Source organism: Bacteriovorax stolpii, assembly GCF_002872415.1.
In the GTDB taxonomy this organism is placed as follows: domain Bacteria; phylum Bdellovibrionota; class Bacteriovoracia; order Bacteriovoracales; family Bacteriovoracaceae; genus Bacteriovorax; species Bacteriovorax stolpii.
This window is the reverse complement of record NZ_CP025704.1, coordinates 3404123-3419647: the sequence shown is the minus strand read 5'-3', so window position 1 is coordinate 3419647 and position 15525 is coordinate 3404123. Positions and strand designations below refer to the sequence as shown.

The 15525-nt window shown below is 39.4% G+C and carries 19 protein-coding genes; 13 read left to right on the top strand and 6 right to left on the bottom strand.

What is annotated here, in order from left to right; translation table 11 throughout:
- Positions 1-4 precede the first annotated feature (4 nt).
- The 7 genes from C0V70_RS16905 (at position 5) to C0V70_RS16875 (ending at position 3873) form a co-directional block, all read left to right on the top strand.
- A complete protein-coding gene (locus tag C0V70_RS16905) occupies positions 5-409 on the top strand; it encodes a hypothetical protein (protein ID WP_102245045.1) in 405 nt (134 codons plus the stop codon).
- Positions 406-1137 carry a TlyA family RNA methyltransferase gene (locus tag C0V70_RS16900; RefSeq protein WP_102245044.1) on the top strand — a complete coding sequence of 244 codons (732 nt, stop codon included), beginning with the start codon at positions 406-408 and terminating at the stop codon, positions 1135-1137. The genes C0V70_RS16905 and C0V70_RS16900 overlap by 4 nt, the downstream gene beginning before the upstream one ends.
- Positions 1134-1676: an LOG family protein gene (locus C0V70_RS16895; RefSeq protein WP_102245043.1), complete on the top strand. Its 543-nt coding sequence runs from the start codon at positions 1134-1136 to the stop codon at positions 1674-1676. The genes C0V70_RS16900 and C0V70_RS16895 overlap by 4 nt, the downstream gene beginning before the upstream one ends.
- 81 nt (positions 1677-1757) lie before the next feature.
- Positions 1758-2279 (top strand): c-type cytochrome, encoded by a 522-nt coding sequence (locus tag C0V70_RS16890; protein WP_102245042.1) that lies wholly within the window; start codon positions 1758-1760, stop codon positions 2277-2279.
- Complete coding sequence (locus C0V70_RS16885) at positions 2242-2811, top strand: gamma carbonic anhydrase family protein (RefSeq protein WP_243733575.1); 570 nt, start codon at positions 2242-2244, stop codon at positions 2809-2811. The genes C0V70_RS16890 and C0V70_RS16885 overlap by 38 nt, the downstream gene beginning before the upstream one ends.
- 112 nt (positions 2812-2923) lie before the next feature.
- A complete protein-coding gene (locus C0V70_RS16880) occupies positions 2924-3628 on the top strand; it encodes a hypothetical protein (RefSeq protein WP_102245040.1) in 705 nt (234 codons plus the stop codon).
- 5 nt (positions 3629-3633) lie between these two features.
- The gene (locus C0V70_RS16875; RefSeq protein WP_102245039.1) at positions 3634-3873 is read left to right on the top strand and encodes a hypothetical protein; all 240 of its coding nucleotides are present in this window, start codon (positions 3634-3636) and stop codon (positions 3871-3873) included.
- A 9-nt stretch (positions 3874-3882) separates the two neighbouring features.
- On the opposite strand, the gene C0V70_RS16870 is transcribed toward C0V70_RS16875, so the two are convergent.
- Both C0V70_RS16870 and C0V70_RS16865 read right to left on the bottom strand, forming a co-directional pair.
- The gene (locus C0V70_RS16870) at positions 3883-4728 is read right to left on the bottom strand and encodes an IS3 family transposase (RefSeq protein WP_102242961.1); all 846 of its coding nucleotides are present in this window, start codon (positions 4726-4728) and stop codon (positions 3883-3885) included.
- Between the two features lie 20 nt (positions 4729-4748).
- Positions 4749-5018 carry a transposase gene (locus C0V70_RS16865; RefSeq protein WP_102242960.1) on the bottom strand — a complete coding sequence of 90 codons (270 nt, stop codon included), beginning with the start codon at positions 5016-5018 and terminating at the stop codon, positions 4749-4751.
- A 47-nt stretch (positions 5019-5065) separates the two neighbouring features.
- Between C0V70_RS16865 and C0V70_RS16860 the strand changes: the two genes are divergently transcribed.
- Positions 5066-5824, top strand: a complete 759-nt coding sequence (locus C0V70_RS16860; protein ID WP_102245038.1) for a fatty acid desaturase — start codon at positions 5066-5068, stop codon at positions 5822-5824.
- On the opposite strand, the gene C0V70_RS16855 is transcribed toward C0V70_RS16860, so the two are convergent.
- Positions 5780-7171: a cytochrome P450 gene (locus tag C0V70_RS16855; RefSeq protein ID WP_102245037.1), complete on the bottom strand. Its 1392-nt coding sequence runs from the start codon at positions 7169-7171 to the stop codon at positions 5780-5782. The two genes, C0V70_RS16860 and C0V70_RS16855, sit on opposite strands and share 45 nt — an antisense overlap.
- 28 nt (positions 7172-7199) lie before the next feature.
- On the opposite strand from C0V70_RS16855, the gene C0V70_RS16850 reads away from it, so the two are divergent.
- Entirely contained in the window at positions 7200-8054 is an 855-nt protein-coding gene (locus tag C0V70_RS16850; protein ID WP_102245036.1) for an alpha/beta fold hydrolase, read from the top strand.
- Positions 8055-8184: 130 nt separating this feature from the next.
- Entirely contained in the window at positions 8185-10173 is a 1989-nt protein-coding gene (locus C0V70_RS16845; protein WP_102245035.1) for a hypothetical protein, read from the top strand.
- On the opposite strand, the gene C0V70_RS16840 is transcribed toward C0V70_RS16845, so the two are convergent.
- Positions 10170-10820 (bottom strand): lysophospholipid acyltransferase family protein, encoded by a 651-nt coding sequence (locus C0V70_RS16840; RefSeq protein WP_102245034.1) that lies wholly within the window; start codon positions 10818-10820, stop codon positions 10170-10172. The two genes, C0V70_RS16845 and C0V70_RS16840, sit on opposite strands and share 4 nt — an antisense overlap.
- The gene (locus tag C0V70_RS16835; RefSeq protein ID WP_102245033.1) at positions 10817-11395 is read right to left on the bottom strand and encodes a 2OG-Fe(II) oxygenase; all 579 of its coding nucleotides are present in this window, start codon (positions 11393-11395) and stop codon (positions 10817-10819) included. Before C0V70_RS16835 ends, C0V70_RS16840 begins: the two co-directional genes overlap by 4 nt.
- A gap of 77 nt (positions 11396-11472) precedes the next feature.
- Between C0V70_RS16835 and C0V70_RS16830 the strand changes: the two genes are divergently transcribed.
- The gene (locus tag C0V70_RS16830; RefSeq protein ID WP_102245032.1) at positions 11473-12405 is read left to right on the top strand and encodes a TerC family protein; all 933 of its coding nucleotides are present in this window, start codon (positions 11473-11475) and stop codon (positions 12403-12405) included.
- On the opposite strand, the gene C0V70_RS16825 is transcribed toward C0V70_RS16830, so the two are convergent.
- The gene (locus C0V70_RS16825) at positions 12398-13273 is read right to left on the bottom strand and encodes a LysR family transcriptional regulator (RefSeq protein WP_102245031.1); all 876 of its coding nucleotides are present in this window, start codon (positions 13271-13273) and stop codon (positions 12398-12400) included. The two genes, C0V70_RS16830 and C0V70_RS16825, sit on opposite strands and share 8 nt — an antisense overlap.
- A 133-nt stretch (positions 13274-13406) precedes the next feature.
- On the opposite strand from C0V70_RS16825, the gene C0V70_RS16820 reads away from it, so the two are divergent.
- Positions 13407-14516, top strand: a complete 1110-nt coding sequence (locus C0V70_RS16820) for a baeRF3 domain-containing protein (protein ID WP_102245030.1) — start codon at positions 13407-13409, stop codon at positions 14514-14516.
- Between the two features lie 42 nt (positions 14517-14558).
- On the top strand, positions 14559-15503 hold the full coding sequence (locus tag C0V70_RS16815; protein WP_102245029.1) for a TerC family protein: 945 nt from the start codon (positions 14559-14561) through the stop codon (positions 15501-15503).
- Positions 15504-15525 lie beyond the last annotated feature (22 nt).

The following is a 15525-nucleotide window of genomic DNA, read 5'->3' as shown; positions in this document are numbered from 1 at the left end:
TAGAATGAAAATTTTATTAGTCTTAAGCCTTATGGCGCTCACAACTGTTGCGGAAGCAAAAATCGGTTTAAAAGTGAGCCTTATTTATAAAAAAGGAATCGGAAAAGGGTTCTTCTTGTCTACAGAGCAACATTCAATCCAGTCAGTGGATGAAAAAGAACATATTCTCATTCAGATGAAAAACGGGATTAAGGCCGATATCTCTGCTTTTTATGTTCAAAGTGTTCATGAGTACGGACCGTCAGGTTTCGTGCGCATTAAAGGTGATCTTTACAATATCAATGGGAAGATCGTTAAAACTTTTAACGAACCCAACCTGGATATTTACTTAGGCGATACGAAAACCATCACTCACGTTGAGCGAAACGAAGAGCAGATTGAAATCGTTATCACTCCAGTTTCACTATGACCAAAGACCGCGTAGATAAAGTTCTCGTTGAAGCAAAACTGACCTCGACCAGGTCGCAGGCCTTGCTTTTAATCGAAGAAGGCGTGGTGTTTTATCAAGGGAAAAAAGTCGAAAAGGCCTCTCAACAAGTAACCGCCGAGGGTTTAGAAGTGAGAAAAGATGTTCAGTATGTTTCTCGTGGGGCCCATAAAATTGAAGGAGCTTTAGCTCGTTTTCAAATTAACCCGGAAGGACTGGTTGTGGCCGATGTCGGTGCGAGCACTGGCGGATTCACTGATTATGTTCTTCATCAAGGGGCTAAAAAAGTTTACTGTATTGATGTCGGCCATGACCAATTGGCCCAGTCTCTTCGCACAGACCCGCGCGTGGAAAATCACGAAGGAATTAATATCCGTTATCCATTCGAGCTGAGTGAAAAAGTTGACCTGGCCGTCGTGGATCTTTCTTTTATTTCATTAAAATTAGTTCTTAAAAATATTTTCGATCTGGTCAAACCAAAAGGGGCGATCATCGCTTTGGTGAAGCCGCAGTTTGAAGTTGGTCCAACAGGTGTAGACCAGAATGGAATTGTTAAAAGCGAAGGCCATCGCCTGGTGATGATGCACGAAATGAAAGAGTGGTGTAAGGCCCAGGGATTTTTCCTGGTCGATCAATGTGATTCACCCATTCTTGGGAAGACCGGTAACAAAGAATACTTCTTCTATTTTGATAAAGGGCGCTCTAAATGAAAAACCTCTGCATCTTTTGTGGTTCGGCATCGGGCCAGGGTTCTAAATATCTCGAGCTAGGCCATGCCATTGGCGAGCTTTTAGTAAAAAACAATGTAGGTTTAGTTTACGGTGGTGCTTCGATCGGACTGATGGGTGCGATTGCCGATAGCGTTTTAAAAAATAAAGGAAGAGTCATTGGTGTGATTCCTCAGGCATTAGTCGATTACGAAGTGGCCCACAGTGGACTGACTCAACTTCACGTAGTGGATAACATGCATCAAAGAAAGCAGCTTATGTATGACAACGCAGATGCTTTTTTAAGTTTACCGGGTGGAATGGGAACCCTTGATGAGATGTTTGAGGTTCTGACTTGGACTCAATTAAAATACCATCAGAAGCCGAGCTATATTTTAAACTTCGAAGGTTTTTATGACTCACTGCTGTCTTATCTAAGACACTCAAATGCAGAAGGGTTTATCAAAGGGGAACATCTAAATCTCTTGCATGAATTAAAAACTCTAAGTGATGTAGAAAAAATTCTTTTGCAAGGCGTATAAAATTGCCAAGTTTTTAATAATGCCCTATAATTCGAGTCTTAAACGTATATTTTTTTTCTCAAGGTCTAAGGCGGGAGAGTCATGACAAGATTGATGGTTTTTTTAGGTGTATTAACAGCGTTCGTACTTGGGCTTGTGCTGTTCTCATACAAATCTCTTCCAGTTTCAAATGCTAAATTTGATCTTCATAAAACAGAAGAAGCTTACGAAAAAAGAACTGAGCTTATTCATGAGCTAACGGCTCCAAAAGAAAAAGTTGCTGAAGTAGAAGTTGAAGTAAAGGAATACGCTCCAGTTGTAGACCTGAACACTCCAGAGCTTGTTAAAGGGCACAAACTTTATAATCAGTGTATTTCTTGTCACGGTAAAGGTGGAGAGGGGAAAGCTTCTCAAAAAGCTCCTTTCATCGGTGGACAGTTCGACTGGTACATTGAAAAACAACTTACTGATATGAAAGCTGGTGTTCGTTCAAACCCAGTTATGAACCCAATCCTAAAAGGTCTATCTCCACAAGATATGAAAGACCTTGCTGCTTACGTTTCACGTCTTCCATGGAAAAAGCTAGTTGAAGGCGCAGCTCCTGCAGCAGCAGCAGCTCAATAGGATCATGCCTCTTTATTCCTTTAAAGGAATTAACCCGCAATTAGGAAAGGGAGTGTTTATCGCTCCCAGTGCCGATATCATCGGGAAAGTCATTCTCGCTGAAAACGTCAATATCTGGTATCAGTGTGTCGCTCGCGGCGACGTCAACACTATCACTGTCGGAAAAAACACCAATGTTCAAGATTTAACCATGCTTCATGTGACGAAGGATTTCGCGCTCACTATTGGTGAGAACGTGAGTATTGGTCACAGCGTGACTCTTCATGGCTGCACGATTGAAGATAGTTGTCTGATCGGTATGGGTGCAGTGATCATGGATGGGGCCTATATCGGGGCAAATTCAGTTGTGGCAGGAGGAAGCGTCGTTCCTCCTGGAAAGAAGTATCCTCCAAATAGTATGATTATGGGGAACCCTGCGGTCGTGAAACGAGCGCTTACACCAGAAGAGATCACTCAGTATGGCAATCATTACAAGGCCTACGTTCTTTATAAAGAAGAGTACTTAGACCCAGATCAAGTTAAGCTTCTCTAGTATTAAACCTGTCTATTCTTTTTACACCAGCACTCATTATTACACGATATCTGTTTAGTGAAACAGACCCCCTGTATTCTAGGCCTATATTTTAAACTCAAAAGAGGTCTCTATGCTTAAGTCATTTTTAATGTCTTCACTACTTCTCTCAAGTGCAGTCGCGATGAGTGCTTCTTTACAAGAAATTCCCTCACACTTAAATATTGAAGACTTCTCTGGAAATACGTACTCGGCCATTGAAGCTGTCGATGCAGTCAAAATCACAATCAATAAAGAAATCATTATAGGTGTAAACCGCGCCCGTCTAATCACAGATGGTGGGGGTTATGGTTGCATGCTGGTTAATAATGAGAGTCAAAAAATCGTTTTAAATAAAGGCCAGGTTCTTTCAGGACGTGGCGAATTTAGAAGAGTGTATCTTGATTGGTCTAATCTCGGAGAAGGAAAAGAATTCTCTCTGAGGGACGCAAACAAAAATGAATTCCTGCTTCAGTGTGGAAGCTTGAATAAAGGTCATAGTGCTTATTATTACGGTGAAGGAGCAGATTCTTATAGGGCAGATATGAAAGAGTGCAATACTCATCATGGAATGGTGACAGAATCAGAAATGGGCCCGGCCGTTTTTAGAGAGGCCACGACTGCTGAAAAACTACAAGATTTGGCTTTTGGTACAGTTAAATACGTCAACGGAATGAGTGGTGTGTCTCGTTCAAAAGGTTATTACTTCAAATGTGCCCATTACCCACACAAAATTAGTGATATCAAAGAAACATTTGCAGAATTTGGAATGAACTTAGACCTTTTGACGGTTAAGTAAAATATATGACACCATCAAAAATCTTTTACAAAATTAGAACTGACAAGACTTATCTTCTTAGGTCGTACTTAGCAGACATGTTAGTAATGTCAGCGCTTATTCTTTTTTTACTAAAGATTAATTGGCAAATAAATATTGATGTGACTTTTTTTAAAGTTGTCGTTATTGGTGTTTTTGCACTGATTAATGGATTAATTGTTTCTTCCCTTCTTCATAATGCTTCTCACTCTAATGTTTTGACCTGACCCCAAACGCTAGACTACTTTTAATCTCACATCCTGATCAAAACCGTTTATCTTTTTCATTTCAAATTGCCTAGTAAATTCTTCCGGAGTCAGACCATTCAAAGAGCTATGAGGTCTGAAATTATTGTATTCCTTTCTCCATGTTTCAATTAAAATCTTTGCTTCTTCGATCGTTTGGAACCAATGCTGATTCAAACATTGTGCTCTAAATTTCCCGTTGAACGATTCTATGAACGCATTTTGAGTAGGCTTTCCTGGCTCGATAAAATGCAGCTTCACATTGTTCTTCATCGCCCATAACCCCAAATCTTTTCCCGCAAACTCTGGCCCGTTATCTACAAAAATGACTTCTGGTAACCCAATTTTAATTTTTAAAGTATCAAGCGCTCTTGCAACCTCAGCTCCTGTCATTGTCACTCCGACGTTTATCATTGGGCAATTCTTAGAAAACTGATCAATGATTGTGAGGCACTTAATTTTTCTCCCACTGAAACATCTGTCATGGACAAAATCCATCGACCACGTTTTTAAAGGAGCTTCTGGAGGAACTTGAACAACTCTTAAATGTCTCGCTCTCTTATTTTTCTTTTTTAAACGAAGAGAGAGCTTCTCTTCTTTGTAAATTCTCTCAGTTCGCTTATGATTTATAACAAGTTCTTCTCTTTTGGTGATCTCATGTAAAGTTCTAAGCCCAAAACCTGGATGCTTTTCTGCAAGCTCTTTTAAACGCGCTCTAAGCTTGATTTCAGCAACGTCTTCAACCTCTTTGTAGTAGAAGGTTGCTTTCTGAAGATCAAGGATTCTGCAGGCCCTAGAGCAGCTCATCCTGTAGCTGTCTCTTATGTAGCTCACCATTGTGCGCTTTATTTTGGGGCCTACCACTTTTTTGAGTTAATATCCTTCAAAATCAAATTATCAAGAGAGAGATTGGCCACAAGACGTTTGAGTTTTGCATTCTCAGCTTCAAGCTCTTTCATTTTTTTAAGCTCGGCCACTTCAACGCCGTTGTATTTTCTTTTCCAAGCATAGTAGGTCACTGTGGTGATGCCGTGTTTGCGACAGACTTCTTGAACAGTTGAATTACCCGACTTGGCCTCTTGGAGAATATGGACGATTTTTTCTTCGCTGAACTTTGATTTTTTCATTTTTTTACCCTCTACATGTTAAAGTTTAACAGAGTGTAAGGTTTTGAATAGTCCAGATTTTCGGGGTCAGGTCAGTTTCTACAAAGTTATTCAATAGGATTGTAGGTGAATATTGTGGATACTGGGTTCTTTATGGATTTACAAATTTTTCTTTAGTTCACATTCTTCACCATCAACACTCAGATGATGAGATGGACCCGGTTAATCCTAAAGGGATGAGTTTTATTGTTTTTTTATCTGCTCCTATGAGATACATGATTAAAGCAGCAAAGGCTTATTTATTCTCTGTGCATGGAAAAGAAGAAGATTACCAAAAAATCATGAAGGCTCAAACGGTGGTCTTTCATTTAAATTTAGTTCTAAGGCTTGCGATCTGGTATATTTTTCTTGGGAATTTTTTATTTTTATTTTTTTATATTCCTTCATTCTTAACAATTGTAACAATCTTTGCCCACATTAATTATGTTTGTCATCGCGACCATGTAGATGGATCTGTAGAGATTGTGAATCTCAATCACAATCTATATTATAAAGTTGCAAACTTCTTTACTATGGGAGGATACTTTCATAAAAACCACCATACTAATATGAAGCTTTTTAATCCGATGTCTTTAGAGCATAAGCATTCTAAAAAGAAACTTTTAACGATTCAATCCAAGATTTACCTAAACCCAAATGAACAATATATTTTCACGGGCTCATTTATCTCTAAGTACTTTAGCCTAAATAGTGTCTGGATTCATGGAGAAAGAAATAGGGTTTTAGCGCCAAGAAAATTCAATGAGCATCCCACCAGTTGGCTTTAGGCTCACGAAGGCTTCTTCTTCTGGCAGCTCACTTGCTTTTAGAGAAAGAGAAAAGCGCTTAAGCATTAAAACAACAATAATTGCCATTTCAGTGTTCGCAAAAAGCTCTGCAATACATCTTCTAGGACCTCTAGAGTAGGGAAGAAAAGCATAAGATTTTTCGTTAGCTTCATTTAAAAATCGTTCTGGTCTAAATTCGGAAGGATTTTCCCAGTATTCGCTATTTCTTTGCATCACATAAATAGGAATAACCACATTCGTATTTTTGGGAATATCAAATTTTCCTAGTTTTACATCTGCAGCTGTTTTTCTCGATAAGACCGGAAAAGCTGGATAAAGCCTCATTGATTCAAAAATCACACAACGTAGAATTTTAATCTCTTCCATGTAGTTTTGAGGATGGACATTTTCTGACTTCATAATTTCTTGATAAAGCTCTTCCTGAATGTCTTTATGTTTAGCAAGAAGACCAAAAATCCAGGTCAGTGTGTGAGCAGAGGTTTCGTGTCCTGCCAGCATCATAGTTAGAACCTCATCACGAAGTTCTTCATCGCTAAAAGAAAAATTAGTTTCATCATCTTTAGCATGTACAAGTTTTTGTAAGACACTTGGTCGTGAGTTATTAGTATCTTTCTTGGAATTTTTTTGCTCTTCAGTTATCAATTTTTTTACAATGCGATCCAGGTTTTTGTAATGTCGATTGAATTTAAGGTTGGTGAGGGTTGGAACCCAATAAGGAATCGGGAAGATTTGAAAAATTCTCTTATACGTCACTATCGAAGTGTAATGAACTGCTGCATTCACATCTTTAGCATCCTGATGACTAAGTTTAGAGCCCAAGAGCGTTTGGCAGGCAATCTTGAAGGTTAAAAGTTTCATTTCTTCGCAGAGATCGAGAGAAAAAGAAGAATCGGGCCATTGATCAAAATGCGCAATAGAAATTTCTTTAAAGCTTTCAACAAATCCATCTACAGATTTGTTATTGAATTCACGGGCCAAAAGGGCACGGCTTTTCAACCATGATTCATGATTATTGTTGGTTGCCAGACCATTTCCAACAACTGCGCGGAGTTCTTCAATTTGCTCCCCTTTGATATAGCTTTTGCTATTTTCTACCAGAACTGATTTAGAGAATTCTGGAGAATAAATAATTATGGAGTTCATTGGCCAGGGAAAGCTACCAATAGGGCCGTATTCGCTATTGACTCTTTTAAAGGCCTGCAGAATATTTCTTTGAAAATGTCTTACATAGTTTAGGTAATATAAACCTCGTGGACCAGGAATGTGGTCGAGATTTACAAAGTTTGTCGCCTTTGTGAGAGCCGATCTTTTATTGGGGTTGGCCATTAAATCATTCTAACAGTAAAATAATTTTATGGAATTAAAAAACGAGATGATTCAAGCTGGTGGGATACGGCTAAACGTCATAACTGCCGGGCCTAAAGGTGTGCCTCCGGTCGTACTGTTACATGGATTTCCAGAACGTGCTCTTTCCTGGAGAGATTATATCGAGCTTCTGGCCAATCATGGTTTTTTTGTGATTGCACCTGAACAAAGAGGCTATGGGCACTCAGAGAGGCCTGGGAAGGTTAGCGATTATCGTATGGAATGTCTCTCTCTGGATATAGTGCATGTGATGAATCACTATCAAATCAAAAAGGCCAATCTTATTGGGCACGACTGGGGATGCGCAGTCGGATGGTTTCTAATCACTATTTACCCTGAAAGATTTAATAAAGCGCTTCTTTTAAGTTCGCCTCATTGGGAAGTTTTTAGAAAGCATTTGTTATTAAATCCGTCCCAGGCCTTAAAGAGCTGGTATATGTTTGCCATACAGTTTCCTAAGTTGCCTGAACTTTTTATATCTGCACATAATTTTAAATTTTTTGGGGAAGCCATTAAAAAAAGTGCGTTCAATGCCCCCTATCCTGAGAGTGAGCTTGTTGCTTTAAAAAAAGAGTGGAAAGAAAAATCATCGATGACTTTTATGCTTAATTGGTATCGGGCGATGAAAGATCTGAAGGAAAAATCCCCTAAAGAAAAAATTTCAGTTCCAGTTACTCTTGTCTGGGGAGCGCGCGATCCCTTTCTTCAAAAGAAGATGGCGGAAGATAGCCTTGCCCTTTGTGAGAAGGGACAGTTTATTTTATTAGAAAATACAGGTCACTGGCCTCATCACGAAAATAAGATCGAATTAAGCACTCTGATGCTTTCGCTATTTGGTGTCTAAACTTTAGACAGTCTATCAATATCTTAATCAGTAGCTTCGGGCCAACTCTTTGAAAAGTGTAACTTCACCAAGGCACATTTCTTGCTTTCTATTCATTGATTTCTTATGTCTTAAGTTTGATGAGGTTTATATGGTTAATCTAATCATCTCTTTTGTCATCGCTTTCGTCGCTGCAGTTATGCCGTGGTCTGCTTTTGCGACACAGGCAGAACTTGATTTGGCCAGAGCAGATCAGCTGATAAAAAGATACAACACTCAAGCAGAGCGCCCGAAATCATGTCCGATGGAATCAAAAAAATTCTCGGACTTGATTGCCAAAACAGAAGCGATTAAAGATGTCTTAAAAGGAAACTGTCTTAAAAAAGATAACGACAAAATGGCCGAAGTTCTTGAATCAATCAAAGGGATTCAGGACGAATTAAAAAATCAGAACATCGTAAGTAACAGCTCTCAGACAACAGAGGTTCTTGGCAGTCTTCTTGGTGATGGAAACACAACTCAAAGCACGAATGCTATTAGTGGACTTAAATTTTCAACTCTCTTTTCTAATATCACAACCATGTTTAAAAAGAATCAATGTAACATGGAAGATGGGCGCGTCCTGGAAATGACTGCTGATCTTATTTACGATTCAACACAGCTTGGAGTTCTTGCTGGAAATCAGCTGGGATTAATCGTTGCAGGTGGAGGATTCCTTATTTCCTCTGCACTTCGCTTAATTGACTTAATTTTCAAACAACGTTTTGACTTTGAAAAATCAACTGACCGTCAGACATTCGTCAAACTGAACTGTTCATTCTATGAGATTAGAAGAGAGCTTGATATGCAAGGGGCACTGGATATTGAAAACAATACCAGCAAAGAAGACTACCGTGATACAAAGGCCCTGATAGAATCAATTACTGCTGAACTTAAGCGTATGGAAGACCAGAAAGTCAGTGTCTCAAAATCTTATTCTGAACTGGATCGCAAGGCCTTTGAAGAGAGTGTGGGCGATTTAAAAGAATTTAAAAAGACTTTGGATAAGGTTCAAAAATACTTACAACCGGGAATTAATCAGTCTGGAGAAATGCCGACGGACACTCAAAAACTTTTAATCATGTCACAATTGGCCCAAGACTATGATCTATTAGTGGCACAGACAATGTATTATAAGTCTCTCAACATCAGCTCAATCCCTATGTTGGATGATCTGTTTATTCTGGAGTTAAAGAAATTCGATCCTCTTAATATTGAAAACTTTATGAATACACTGAATGTTTCAGCTAAGGATTTCAATGATAAAAACCGCGCGAATATCCTTTTCCACATTATTAGAATTGGAAAAGATATCAAAACGAAAGAAGATTCAATGTCTGAAAAAAATCAGAAAGTGAAAACAGAGCTGGCCTCTGCGCTGGACAAGAAAAAAGAAGAATACCTGGCCAAGCTGGTTGAGTTAAAGAAAGTAGAAACGCGTTTAGGAAATGTCGTTGCACCTAAAGAATACTCTGGTTTAGATGATGGGTCAGACAACCTGGTGACTATCCTTGAAAACCACAAAAAAATCTCATCTCAATTGTATGGAGAGTGGGGAGATAAATTCTTAAAGTATACGACATACAAGAGTTACGATGAAGTTAAAGACTTCAACGAAAGACTGGATTTATTTAATGCTAAGTACACTAACATTATTAAGAATAATAAGGTTGATAACCTGGCCTCAAATTATTTATGTCAGGATGCCCAGAAGTTAAGAATTCTTTTTAAGCATGCTGACAGCATTGTTCAGGAAGGGTTTGATTTCGTTGTGACCAATAGGGATATTATCTACTCTGACGTTAAAAACTATTATAATGGTGAAATCAACGAATACAAAAACGATGCAGCTTTTATTGGATCAATTGAAAAAGTTCAACGTCACTATAAGTCTGCTATCTTTGCTCTTAAGAAAATGAAAGGTGATGAAGTTTCTAAAGAAGATACTGAGCGCTACCTGAATATGCCATGGCTTGGGTCTTATTACATCGGACGCTCAATGCTGGAAGTTTCAGCTACTAAAGTAAAAGCGCGCAACATTCAGGACATCTATGAAAGAATGGGATGCCAAAAGAGTTTTTCAGACGAATTAGTTAATTAATTTTTAGATAAATGGGCCTTGGCAATCTCTTCACCTTGAGTGATGAGGTTGCCAACCTTAAGTGCAACTTCTTCAAACGCTTCACGGCTGACATCTTCACCAATAAAAACCGGTTCACCAATTACCACGACAATTTTTGTAAAAGGCTTTGGAATGCGAAACTGATCCCAGCTTTTTTTGAAGTACCAGTATTTTTCAGCATAAGGAGAAAGGGGGAGAAGCGCACATTGAGCGAGGCGGGCAATTTCAATGACCCCCGGCTTTACTACATGTGCAGGACCTTTTGGGCCATCGACAGTAAGAGCTCCGGGAACTCCGCGCTTAACTGTCTTTACGATTTCAATAAGGGCCCTCTTTCCTCCGCGTGTAGAGCTTCCGCGCGCCGGGATGTGACCAAATTTCTCACAGGTGACAGCGACTAGTTCTCCATCTTTTGATTCAGAAATAACCATCGTGAACTGTTCGCCAATATGCGAGAAGATAGCGCCAATTAAATTCTGGTGCCAAAGAGCGTAGACAAAAGTTTTGTTGGGGTGAAAATCTTTAGCGCGTTTTTTATTTTCCAGTCCGATAAACTCATAACGGTAAGTCAGGTTTAAAATGCGGATAAGGTAGTAGATGATTTGCGCGAGGATTTTAACTTTCATAGGGTCCTGAACCAACCGGTCAAAGAGTAGCGCTCACTTTCTGTGGGCAGGACTTCATGATAAATTTGATTGCTTAAAAAGCAAACAAAACTTCCTGGACGGGGTTTGATTTTTGCTTCAACAGTTTCAGGATTCTCTTTGCTGTAAATAACTAATTCTCCACCGGCCACAGGTTCGTTGAGATAAAAAATAGCGCTGACCACGCGCTTTTGACTGCCCTTGTGCTGGTCGAGGTGTTTTTTATAAAAGCCTGAAGTTTTATAATGGGCAAAGTGGCATTCAAATTCGCGAAGCCCTAAATAAAGCTCGCGGTTGATTTCACCCATAAGTGAGTGCATTTCTTCCAGATACTTTGTTTGAAGGTTACTGGCGCTTTTTTCATCAATCCAGAAAATAGAGTCATTTCTGATCTCCAGGGCCTCTTGTTTTAGATTTCCGGCGCCTACATGGGCGGTTTTCCATTCCAGCGTTTTACATTCTTCCAATAACTCTAAGCAAAATTCCTGGGGAAGGAAATCTTCGGCGTGAAACCATCCCTTCTCAATAAGAGAGGATATGAGCATTTCTTTTTTCATATGGTGAAACCTAGCTTATAATTTGGTGGTTTTCAATGATATTTGGCAGTTAATAGGTACGATTTAAGGAGTAGTTTTTGGAATCGCAGTTATCGTGGTGGATTGGTTTTCACGTTTTTGTTTTTGCCATGTTGGCACTCGACTTAGGGGTCTTTCATAAAAAAGATCACGTTGTTTCTGTAAAAGAATCGCTTATCTGGACTGGCGTATGGATTACACTGGCACTGATTTTCAATTACGGCGTTTATCACTATATCGGAGAGCGAGAAGCTTACGAGTTCTTAACGGCCTATGTTTTAGAAAAGAGCTTAAGTGTCGATAACATTTTCGTTATGACTTTGATTTTTACTTACTTTAAAGTTGAGCAACAATACCAACACCGTGTTCTATTCTGGGGGATTTTAGGTGCTTTGGTTATGAGAATTGTCTTTATCGCTGGTGGAGTCGCCTTAATTAGTAAATTCCATTTCATTTTGTATATCTTCGGGGCCTTCTTAATCTATACCGGAGCAAAAATGCTTTTTTCGGGGGGAGACGATGATATCAATCCGGAAGAAGGATTTATCTATAAGTTTTCAAAAAAGTATTTCAAGATGACAGATAAATTTCACGCCCAGAAATTCTTTGTGATGGAAAATGGAGTGCGCCACATGACTCCGCTGTTTCTGGTTCTTTTAATCATTGAATCAACAGACGTTATTTTTGCGGTGGATTCAATCCCGGCGACTTTATCGGTAACAAAGAGTGCCTTTATCGCGTACACATCAAACATCTTTGCTATTTTAGGACTGAGATCGCTGTACTTCGCTTTTGCCGGCGTTGTGAAACTCTTCAGGTTCCTGTCATACGCTCTTTCGGTCGTCCTGATCTTTATCGGGGTGAAAATGTTAATTGAATTTAAGTACAAAATCCCAACGTCTTATTCATTGGGATTTGTTTTAGGTTTAATTACACTTTCAATTATTTTCTCTTTGCTTATTCCAGAGAAAGAAAACGACGAATCTAAATAGACTTCATTAATTTGGAAGCGATTGGGTTATCAATAGTTCTCTTAGAACTGATAATCCAATACTCTTCCTTAATGTTTGGAAGTGTTCCGATCTTATAAAGTGTATCGTTTCTCACCTGGTCCAGGGCCGCGATATCCGGCAGGGCCGCAAGACCTGCTCCCTGAGCAGCAAAGATTTTCATTAAGGCCGTATCCTGCGTTTCAAGTTCGCTTAAAATCTTAATCTTTTTTGAATCAAAGAAATAATCCAAATCGTGGCGAAGCTTCGAGTGGTGAGTTGGAAGAATCATCGGCTGATTGTTAAGCGATTTGGGAAAATTGTTTTTACAGTCTAAATACTGTTTTGATCCATAGATCGAAACGGGAGCTTTGACAAAAGACTTACTATTCATGTTTTTGTCTTTTGAAATGTCACCCGAATAGTTTGAGATAAAACAATCGATATTGCGCGAGAGAAGCTCTTGAGTCAACTCCTCCTGATCTCCTTCGACAATACTGACAAAACAATCGCCGTAGCTTCTGGCCTTCTGAGCGATCTCCCAAACAATCTGCTTAGGCACACTATCTAAAGCGCCAAGTCTAAAAGGTGTTTTGTTTGAGTACGATTTATCTGCGATAACTTGTAGAAGTTCCTGTCCCAGTTGTCCGATTTCATTAGCGTATTTCAGAACAACTTTTCCAGCATCAGTCAGAATGAGTTTTCTGTTTTTTCTTTCGAAAAGTTCGATTTCCAATTGGTCTTCGAGTTGTTTTAGCTGAGCACTGAGAGCGGGTTGACCGATTAAGAGTTTTTCAGAAGCTTTAGAGATACTTCCTTCGTTGGCGATTTCGCGGAAGTAGATTAAATGGTGATAGTTGAGCCATTTCATTAATAATCTCCTAGTTAGCTAGGTCAGTATAAAACAATCTTCGTAAAAAACGAACTATTTTAGCTTAAATATCAATTTTATTAAAACGACGCCATGGACTAATATAGCGCTATCTATAGTCCAAGGAGGATTTATGAGAGAACTTACAATTAGGGACCTGAATGCGTTAAACGTCGGTAGTAAAGGGCCAATGATATCTCTTTACTTGTCTAAAGATGTTGCCATTCTCGACCAGAAGTCGATGAAAGAAAGATGGAAAGATCTTCTTCTAAAGGCCGAATTGTATCTCTTAAAAGACTATACGCGATCTTTTGTCGATGCATTCATGGAAAAACTTTGGAATGAAAAGTACCTGGATAAAGTTGAAGCAATGGACCGCGGAGTAGTGGTCTTTTATTCGGAAGAAGGTTTCGATGGAGACCTGGGATACATTCGAGTGCAGTCATCAATCAACGATCTCGTTGTTGTTGCCGACAGTTATCACATTAAACCGCTCATCAGAATTAAAAACAATGTTCGTGGTTTTTTTATCGTGACGATGAGTTCACGCGCTATCAACGTGCTGATTGAAAACAGTGGTCACTTAGTGAAACTGGACTCATATAGAAATGAGCCGGGGATTGACGGAAAAAATAAAAAAGATGGCAAAGAGTTTTTCCTCAATGCTTCCCAGGAACTTAATAAGCTCTTTGCGGCTTACCGCCTTCCTATTGTCCTTGCTGGTGTTAAAGATCACATCGGGCATATGAAAAAACTTCTCAACCAATCGATGCTGATGAATGAATCCATTGTCGGCAACGTGGAAAAGATGAAAGCGGCCGAATTGCAGGAACGCGTCTATAACATTCTTACTCCTTATTATGAGCAGCAAGAACTCGGAGCTCTAACCGAGTTGGAACTGGCCATGAACAGAGACCGTGCGATTACCTATCTTGAAGATATCGCTATCAGTGCGGTGTACGGTAAGATTACAAAACTGTTCGTTGTTGAAAACCGCTATGTATGGGGATCAATCAACAGACAAACTGGCGAGATTTTTATCGAGCCAAAACAGATAAACTCCCATGATGACGACGTTCTCGATGACTTATGTCAAATGGTTCTCGCCAAAGGAGGCGAGGTGGTTGTGGTAAAAGAGATCAATCATTTTAAAGGACATTACGCTGTAGCGATTGTCACTGACCGTTCACACCTATATGATGGTGCGTATGAATCAGGAAACTTTCAGGCTTCAGGATTATAAATAGGCTTTTCTAAAAATAGGCGTTTCTAGGAGTAAAAGAGAATGTTTGCAGTTCACTCGGTGTGGGAATGGTTGGCGTTTGCCGGAATTATCACCTTCATGTTAGTGCTCGATTTGGGGGTGTTTCACAAAAAATCGCATAAGGTTTCAATCAAAGAATCCTTGGCATGGACGGCCGTATGGATCTGTCTTGCGATGATGTTCAATGCTTGGGTTTATCACAAGATGGGGCATCAAAAAGGTCTGGAGTTCTTAACCGGGTATATTATTGAAAAATCCCTAAGTGTGGATAACATTTTTGTTATTTCGCTTATCTTCTCATACTTCCGCGTTCCAGCTCAGTATCAGCACAGAGTCTTGTTTTGGGGGGTTCTGGGAGCGTTGTTCTTTAGAATTATTTTTATCTTCGCCGGAGTGGCGTTGATCCAAAAATTCAACTGGATGATTTATGTCTTCGGTGGGTTTCTTGTTTTCACAGGTCTTAAAATGCTTCGTGAGGAAGAAAAACACATTGAGATTGAAGCCAATCCAATGATTAAGTTTGTAAAAAGATTCTGGAAAATCTCTCCAAATTTCGATGGAGAGCACTTCAGGACAACTCATAATGGGATAAAAATGTTTACTCCATTATTTCTTGTTCTAGTGATGATTGAAACAACTGATATCATCTTTGCAGTCGATTCAATTCCGGCGATCTTAGCGATTACACCAGATCCATATATCGTTTTCACTTCTAACGTGTTTGCGATTCTTGGTCTTCGTTCGCTTTATTTCGCACTCAATGGAATCATGGAGATGTTCGAATACATCAACTATGCATTGGCCGGAATCCTGGCCTTCGTAGGGGTGAAGATGATCATTTCGTCTTGGTACCACGTTCCAACCATTGTATCGATTGGCGTTATTTTTACATTGCTAATTGGATCAATTGTCGCTTCGATCTACTTTCCAAAGAAAAACAAGAAGCTACCAAAAGCTCCGGTATAATTTACCGGAGCTTCTCAATGAG